Origin of the sequence: Caulobacter sp. D5, from assembly GCF_003185805.1 — a bacterium.
Classification (GTDB): Bacteria; Pseudomonadota; Alphaproteobacteria; order Caulobacterales; family Caulobacteraceae; genus Caulobacter.
This window is the reverse complement of the sequence record NZ_QHJY01000012.1, coordinates 1-6,883: the sequence shown is the minus strand read 5'-3', so window position 1 is coordinate 6,883 and position 6,883 is coordinate 1. Positions and strand designations below refer to the sequence as shown.

Genomic DNA, 6,883 nt, shown 5'->3' with positions numbered 1-6,883 from the left:
CCTGGTCCAGGCCCTGAGCGCCGGCCCGGGCATCGCCGCCCCCGTCCACGCCGGCCGTCGCGGCCACCCGGTGCTGTTCGCCCGCCGCTGGTTTGAGGATCTCGCCGCCCTGGCCGGCGATCGCGGCGCGCAGGGCGTGCTGACCAAGGCCGGCGACGCCATCGCCCTGGTCGAGACCGACGACCCCGGCGTGCTGTTCGACGTCGACCGGCGCGAGGACCTGGAGCGGTAGGCCCGCTCGTCGCGTCCCCCTTCAAAACGGTTGGCGCCAGAAGGGGCGCGCCTGTATTGAAGCTCCACCAAGGGTGGAGCGCCAATCTCGCCGAAATGACGATCCTTCAATTCGAGAACGAAGACCCGAAGCCCCTCGTGCTCACGATCGAGCCACGGGGCGACAAGCATGAAATTCCACACCTCGCCATAGCCGGCGTCCGCTTCACACCGCGGGACGGTCTCGAAACTCGTCACTACTGTTCGGTTTCGGAATATGGACTGAGCCTGTGGTGCGATGTCGACTACGAAATCGACATCGTCCATCCGACGGCCTACCAGCGGCTGATGTGGGACGTCTGCGCCCGCGGCGGTTGGTGCGGGAGCATCGTGAACGGCCACCCCCTTCGCGTACTCGACCTGCTTCCCAGTTCGGGCGCCATTACGGCGCAGGCCTTCGCCGAACTGGTGCTCCAGGCCGACGGCTGCGCCACCGACTGGCCGCCCGCCGCGCGGCATCTGCGCCAGATCGAGGCGCGGTTCGTCGAGCATCTAGGTTCGGCGTCGGTCGATGTGCGAACGCTCACCTATAACCTTGCAAGGCCGTTCGAGCGCGAAGCGACGACGGAAAATCCCGCGCCCTAACCCTCCATCGCCTCGTACCGCCGCATCTCGCGCCAGTGCAGCCAGACGCCGAGCGCCAGGGTGAGCAGGATGGCGTAGCTCCAGACCGCCAGGCTCATCATGTAGGTGTTGATGGTCACCCGCAGGTCGATCAGCACCGCCACGTGCGAGGCCAGGGCGACCAGTTGGAACGCCGAGATCGCCACGGTCCACAGCAGGCGCGAGCGGATCGACTCCCAGATGAAGATCAGCGCCGCCACGGCGTCGACGATCATCACCCCGACGTCGGGATTGATGCGGTTGTGGCGGAACATCACCAGCGAGGCGGCCCAGCCGGCCAGCAGGGTGACGGCGATCCGCTTCTCCGACGGTCCGCCGCGCCAGAAGGCCAGGCCGCAGATCGTCAGGGTCAGGAAAAGATAGAGATAAGCCGACACTGTACGCCCCCCTTCACCGCTCCAGGTTGACGCAAGTCCGGCCCGGATCAAAGCATGATCCGGGCCGGAGCTTTACGCCTTGGATATCGGCGACCGCCCACCAGGCGGACGGAACTCTAGTGCCGCGTCTTCTCGCCGTCGCAGAGAATCCGGCGGATCTCATCGACGACGCGCACCGCGCCATCGGCGTCGTCCGCCGCCTCCATATCGACGAGCCGCCGCAGCAGCACCGTCAGCACACGCTGCTGGGTCGGACACAGAGACCGAATGCACCGCCCGAACTCGGCGGCCTCTTCGATGGCCGGATCCATAATCGCCAGGACCGCGCTCATGCCGCGCCCTCCATTAGAACTTCGCGCATACCGGTGACGATCAGGCGGCCCGACCGCCATCGACGGCGCGCAGGCCCGAGGTGCGCGGCGTGTCGCCGCCCTCGACCTTGCCCAGATCGCCCAGCGCCAGGGCGCCGCAGCCGATCTGCGAGCGGACTTCCGCCAGATCGCCGTGCGCCTTCACGATGGTGCGGCGGGCCGACAGGATATGGGTCAGGGTGACGCCCAGGGTCTCCAGGGCTTCCTGGCCGATCACGGCCGACAGCTGCGCGTCCAGCCGCAGCGTGGGCAGCAGGCCCATCAGCTCGGCGGTTTCGCGTACGGCCGCGTCGATCGCGGCTTCGGCTTGTTTCAGTTTTTCGGCCCCGGCACGGGCTGCGTCGCTGCGCTTCATGCAAGACTCTCCCACTCGCGCGGGCGCCCCCCGCACGTTCAAAGGCTTGGATTGTTGGAAATTCGGTTTTTTCGGCTGGCCCTAGACCGACGATCAGTTCGTCGGCGGGGCGCTCCAGCCCTCGCGGAACCGCTGGAGGGCGAAGAGGAATTCATGGGCTCCCATGGTCACCACGCTGAGCAGCACGCCGGCCGCCAGGGCTGAAACCAGGATCAGGCCCATCCATTGGGCTGGGCTCAGGTCATGGCGCCAACCTCCCCGCGTTCGGACCTGATCGGACTGTCGTCCGACAGGAACGCCGTGGCCGCGAGCACTCGCAGCAACAGCTTCGAAGGAGGATCGCCGGCCGCCTGGGCCTTGCGCAGAGCCGACACCGTTTCCGGCACCAGGCGCTCCCGCTCGGGGGTGGCCGCCATCAGGGTCAGGCCTTCCTCGAGAGACTTCCAGCTCGCGATGAAGAAGGCCGATCCCGGGGGCGAGCCAGTCTTGGTCTTGGGTGTGTTGTCGTTCATGGCCGCTCCCGCTGCTGTCGTCAGGAGAGACCGGCTCAGGTTCGTCGGCTAGGCCCGGCGATTGCCTACGGTAGTCATTACCGGGGTGCTGTTCCCACGCCACGAAGGCCAGGGCGGCGTCGCGGCGCGGCATGCCGGCCAGGCGCCGGCGGGCGCTGAGCACATGCATCTCGACGGTCTTGGGCGACAGGCTGAGCAGGCGCGCGATTTCCTTCGAACGCTGGTGCTGGGCGATCAGGCGCAGGATCTCGCGCTCACGAGGCGTGAGCTTCTCGAAACCAAGGCTGTCGGCAGGCTCGACCATGGCGCTAACATGGTCCCAGCACAGCCTCCCGTCCAGCCGGTGAGGCGTCAATTTCGGACGCGTCAGAGTTAACAATCAGACAGTTCGCCCGCTCAGGCGCCGCGGACGAACGGCAGGCTGACGGTCGGCTGGCCCGACAGCGCCAGCAGGGCGTTGGCCGTCGCCGGGCCGATCACCGGCGTCCCCGGCTCGCCCACCCCGCTGGGCGGGGCGGCCGACGGCACGATGTGGGTCTCGACGCTGGGCGCCTCGGCGAAGCGCAGCACCCGATAGGTGTCGAAATTGCTCTGGTCGACCACCCCCTCGGTCAGGGTCACCTGGCCGAAGAGCGCCGCCGAAAGCCCGTAGCAGGTGCCGCCCTCCATCTGGGCGGCGATCTGGTCGGGCGAGACGGCCACGCCGCAGTCGATGGCGGTGACCACCCGGCCGACGCGCGGCTCGCCATCCACCAGCTTGACCTCGGCCACCTGGGCCACGACCGAGCCGAAGCTCTCGTGCACCGCCACCCCGCGCGTCCACCCAGCCGACGCTTTCGGCCCTGCCTTTTCCAGGGCGAGGTTCAGGGCCGCCAGGTGCCGGTCGGCCCCGGCCTTGGCGTAGAGGGCGCGGCGGTACTCGACCGGGTCCTTGCCGGCCTTGCGGGCCAGCTGGTCGATGGTGTGCTCCATGACGAAGGCGGTGTGGGTCGCCCCCACCGAGCGCCACCACAGCACCGGCACGCCGACCTCGGGGAACGCCACCTGGGCGTCGACCACCGGCGTGGCCTTCAGATAGGGCGAATCCGACGCCCCCTCGACGGCGGTCTGGTCGACGCCCTTCGAGGGCATCGGCGAGTCCTTCATGATCGACTGGCTGACGATGCGGTGACGCCAGGTGGCCGGCAGGCCGTCCTTGTCCAGCGTGACCCGCACGGCGTGGACCACCAGCGGCCGGTAGTAGCCGGCCTTCATGTCGTCCTCGCGGGTCCAGACCAGCTTCACCGGCTTGCCGCCGCCGACCTTCTTGGCCACGTGCACGCACTCGGCCACGTAGTCGGAATTGAAGGTCGCCCGCCGCCCGAACGAGCCGCCGGCGAACAGGGTCTCGATCTCGACCGAGCCCGGCAGGGTCCCGACGATCTTGGCGGCCGCCAGCTGGTCGAGCGTCTGGCCCTGCGAGCCGTGCACCAGCTTGACCGAATTGCCGTCGACGATCGCCACGCAGTTCATCGGCTCCATGGTGGCGTGGGCCAGATAGGGGAACTCGTAGACCGCCTCGAAGGCGTCGGCGCCACCGGCCGCCTGGGCCGCGTCGCCCTTGGCCCCGAACGATTCCCACTTCTGCTCGGCCGGACCCTTGCCGGTGGCGAGATCCCGGAACGCCGCCGTGATCTCCTTCGAGCCGCGCTTCTCGGCCTTGGCCTCGTCCCAGCGCACGACCAGCGCCTCGCGCCCCAGCCGCGCGGCCCAGGTGGACTTGGCCACCACCGCCACGCCCGTCGGGATCTCGAAGACGTCGACCACGCCCGCCACCTTCCTGGCGGCGTCGGCGTCGAAGCTCTCGACCTTGGCCCCGAAGCGCGGCGGATGGGCGACCATCGCCGTCAGCATGTCGGGCAGGTGGACGTCCTGGGTGTAGCGGGCCGTGCCGTCGACCTTGGCCTGCGCGTCCTTGCGGCGCACGCGATCGGTGCCGATCAGGGTGAAGGCCTTGGGGTCCTTCAGCGGCGGATTTTCGGGCGGCGTCACCTTGGCGGCGTCGGCCGACAGGTCGGCGAAGGCGGCGCTCTTGCCCGAGGCGTGGGTCAGCACCCCGTCCTTGACCACGATCTCGCCGGCCGGGACGTTCCAGCGGTTGGCGGCGGCCTCGACGAACATCGCCCGCGCCCCGGCGCCGGCCTTGCGCAGCTGCTCCCAGCTGTTGGAGATCGCCGAGCTGCCGCCGGTCAGCTGCGCGCCCAGGGCGCCGTTGCCGTAGAGCTTGGCGTTGGCCGGCGACTGCTCGACCCGCACCTTGGCCCAGTCGGCGTCCAGCTCCTCGGCGACGATCGCCGCCAGCCCCGCATGGCTGCCCTGGCCGAACTCGACGTGCTTGGAGATCACGGTGACGAAGCCGTCCGGCTCGAAGCGGATGAACGGGCCGAACGCCCCGACCTCGACCTTGGAGCCGGCGCTCATCAGGTCGGCCGGCGAACAGCCGACCACCAGGGCGCCGCCGACCACCGCGGCCCCGACCACCACCTCGCGGCGGCTGAAGCCTTCGGATTTCACAGGCGCGTTCATCGCACTTCTCCGCGCTGGATCCGCGAGGTCGCGCCCGAAGCGGCCGAGATCGCCTCGTCGATGTCGGCCTCCTTGGCCGGATCGGCGACGACCGCCGGCGCGGCGACCACCGGGATCGCCTGGCCCGTCGCCGCCTGCTTGATCGCCGCCCGGATCCGCTGATAGGCGCCGCAGCGACAGATGTTGCCGCCCATGGCCGCGTCGATGTCCTCGTCGGTCGGCTTTTTATTCGCTTCGAGCAGGGCGGCGGCCGACATGATCTGGCCCGACTGGCAGTAGCCGCACTGCGGCACGTCCAGCTTCACCCAGGCCTGCTGCAGCGGATGGGCACCGCCCAGGCCCTCGATGGTGGTGATCTTGGCGCCGGAGAGAGCGGCGATCGGCGTGACGCAGGACCGCACCGGGTCGCCGTTCACATGCACCGTACAGGCCCCGCACTGGGCCAGGCCGCAGCCGAACTTCGTGCCCGTCAGGCCCAGCTCGTCGCGCAGCACCCACAGCAGCGGCGTGTCGGGATCGGCCTCGACCGACATCGTCTTGCCGTTGACGTCCAAGCTCGCCGCCATGCGCCTGTCTCCTGCCCTCGGGGCAGCTAACACCGTTCTCCCGAGGCTCCGCCAGTGAAATTTTAACGCCGCCAAGATGCTCGGAAAGCCGGTTCCGCCACGCCTGTTGCGCGAAAGGCCTCACGTTCTTGGCCGACGCGCCCTAGCTTGAACGCACGACGCCTGCAGAGGACCCCCGCCTTGGACTCCTTCCCCGCCTACTTCCCCCTCGCCGGCCGCAAGGTGGTGATCGCCGGAACCGGCGAAGGCGCCGAGGCCAAGGCCCGGCTGTTCGACGGCTCGCCCGCCACCCTGGTGCGGCTGGACGGCCACGCGGCCTTCCTGCCCGGCTCCTACACGGGCGCAGTGCTGGCCTTCATCTCCAGTTCCGACGAGGTGTTCGCCCAGGCCGCCGCCCGCGCCGCGCGCGCCGCCGGGGTGCTGGTCAATGTCGTCGACAAGCCCGACATGTGCGACTTCAACACCCCCGCCGTCATCGACCGCGGCGAGGTGGTGGCCGCCGTCGGCACCGGCGGCGCGGCCCCCGTGCTGGCCACCATGCTGCGCTCCGACATCGAGGCCCAGGTGCCCGAGGGCGCCGGCCGGGTCGCGGCCCTGATGCGCAACTTCCAGAGCGAGGTGCGCGGCGCCCTGCCCACCCTGCACGAACGCCGCGCCTTCCTGCGCGAGGCGCTGTCGGGCGAGGCGGCCCAGGCGGCCATGACCGGCGACATGGAAAAGGCCGGCGCCCTGTTCCGCGACGCCCTGGCCAAGAGCGTCAAGAAGGAGGGCAAGGTCCGCTTCGTGGCCGGCAAGGGCCCGGCCGACCTGCTGACCCTGCGCGCCGTGCGGGCCCTGTCGGCCGCCGACGTGCTGGTCATCGACGAGGCCGCCGATCCCGAGGTCGTCACCATGGCCCGCCGCGACGCCCACCGCCTGTCGGCCGCCGAGGCGAGCCCGGAACAGCTGATCGAACTGGCCAGGAGCGGCCGCCAGGTCGTCCGCCTGGTCGCCTCCCCGGTCGAGGCGGCGGACATCCAGGCGCTGGCGGCGGCCGGCGTGGCGGTCGAGGTGCTGCTGACGGCTCCGTCCAATTGACACCTCTCCCGTGGGGAGAGGGAGGGGCCCGCGCCGCAGGCGTGGGAGGGTGAGGGCGTACGCCGTCGGACGCCCTGCCCCCAAGTCGCGCCAAGATCAGTCAATGCTGTAACCCCTCACCCTCCCATGCTGCGCATGGGCCCCTCCCTCTCCCTATGGGAGAGGT

The 6,883-nt window shown here is 69.9% G+C and carries 10 protein-coding genes and 1 pseudogene; 3 read left to right on the top strand and 8 right to left on the bottom strand.

What is annotated here, in order from left to right:
* Positions 1-232: NTP transferase domain-containing protein (locus DMC18_RS01180; RefSeq protein ID WP_158285825.1), on the top strand; the 232-nt coding region annotated here is incomplete at its 5' end.
* A gap of 56 nt (positions 233-288) precedes the next feature.
* Positions 289-855 carry a hypothetical protein gene (locus tag DMC18_RS01175; protein ID WP_110120929.1) on the top strand — a complete coding sequence of 189 codons (567 nt, stop codon included), beginning with the start codon at positions 289-291 and terminating at the stop codon, positions 853-855.
* Here DMC18_RS01175 and DMC18_RS01170 read toward each other — a convergent pair.
* The 8 genes and pseudogenes from DMC18_RS01170 to DMC18_RS01140 form a co-directional block, all read right to left on the bottom strand.
* Entirely contained in the window at positions 852-1,271 is a 420-nt protein-coding gene (locus DMC18_RS01170; RefSeq protein WP_110120928.1) for a hypothetical protein, read from the bottom strand. The two genes, DMC18_RS01175 and DMC18_RS01170, sit on opposite strands and share 4 nt — an antisense overlap.
* A gap of 116 nt (positions 1,272-1,387) precedes the next feature.
* Positions 1,388-1,603 (bottom strand): hypothetical protein, encoded by a 216-nt coding sequence (locus DMC18_RS01165; RefSeq protein WP_110120927.1) that lies wholly within the window; start codon positions 1,601-1,603, stop codon positions 1,388-1,390.
* Positions 1,604-1,643: 40 nt separating this feature from the next.
* The gene (locus DMC18_RS01160) at positions 1,644-1,997 is read right to left on the bottom strand and encodes a hypothetical protein (protein WP_110120926.1); all 354 of its coding nucleotides are present in this window, start codon (positions 1,995-1,997) and stop codon (positions 1,644-1,646) included.
* 93 nt (positions 1,998-2,090) lie between these two features.
* Positions 2,091-2,219, bottom strand: a complete 129-nt coding sequence (locus DMC18_RS27115; protein ID WP_255580246.1) for a hypothetical protein — start codon at positions 2,217-2,219, stop codon at positions 2,091-2,093.
* A gap of 14 nt (positions 2,220-2,233) precedes the next feature.
* Positions 2,234-2,509: a hypothetical protein gene (locus tag DMC18_RS01155; protein WP_110120925.1), complete on the bottom strand. Its 276-nt coding sequence runs from the start codon at positions 2,507-2,509 to the stop codon at positions 2,234-2,236.
* A gap of 148 nt (positions 2,510-2,657) precedes the next feature.
* Positions 2,658-2,813: pseudogene (locus tag DMC18_RS27220) on the bottom strand (LuxR C-terminal-related transcriptional regulator); the annotation flags it as partial.
* Between the two features lie 92 nt (positions 2,814-2,905).
* The gene (locus DMC18_RS01145; RefSeq protein ID WP_110120924.1) at positions 2,906-5,074 is read right to left on the bottom strand and encodes a xanthine dehydrogenase family protein molybdopterin-binding subunit; all 2,169 of its coding nucleotides are present in this window, start codon (positions 5,072-5,074) and stop codon (positions 2,906-2,908) included.
* Positions 5,071-5,640 (bottom strand): (2Fe-2S)-binding protein, encoded by a 570-nt coding sequence (locus DMC18_RS01140; RefSeq protein WP_110120923.1) that lies wholly within the window; start codon positions 5,638-5,640, stop codon positions 5,071-5,073. Before DMC18_RS01140 ends, DMC18_RS01145 begins: the two co-directional genes overlap by 4 nt.
* A 180-nt stretch (positions 5,641-5,820) precedes the next feature.
* Between DMC18_RS01140 and DMC18_RS01135 the strand changes: the two genes are divergently transcribed.
* Complete coding sequence (locus tag DMC18_RS01135) at positions 5,821-6,717, top strand: NAD(P)-dependent oxidoreductase (RefSeq protein ID WP_110120922.1); 897 nt, start codon at positions 5,821-5,823, stop codon at positions 6,715-6,717.
* The last annotated feature ends 166 nt before the right edge of the window (positions 6,718-6,883 follow it).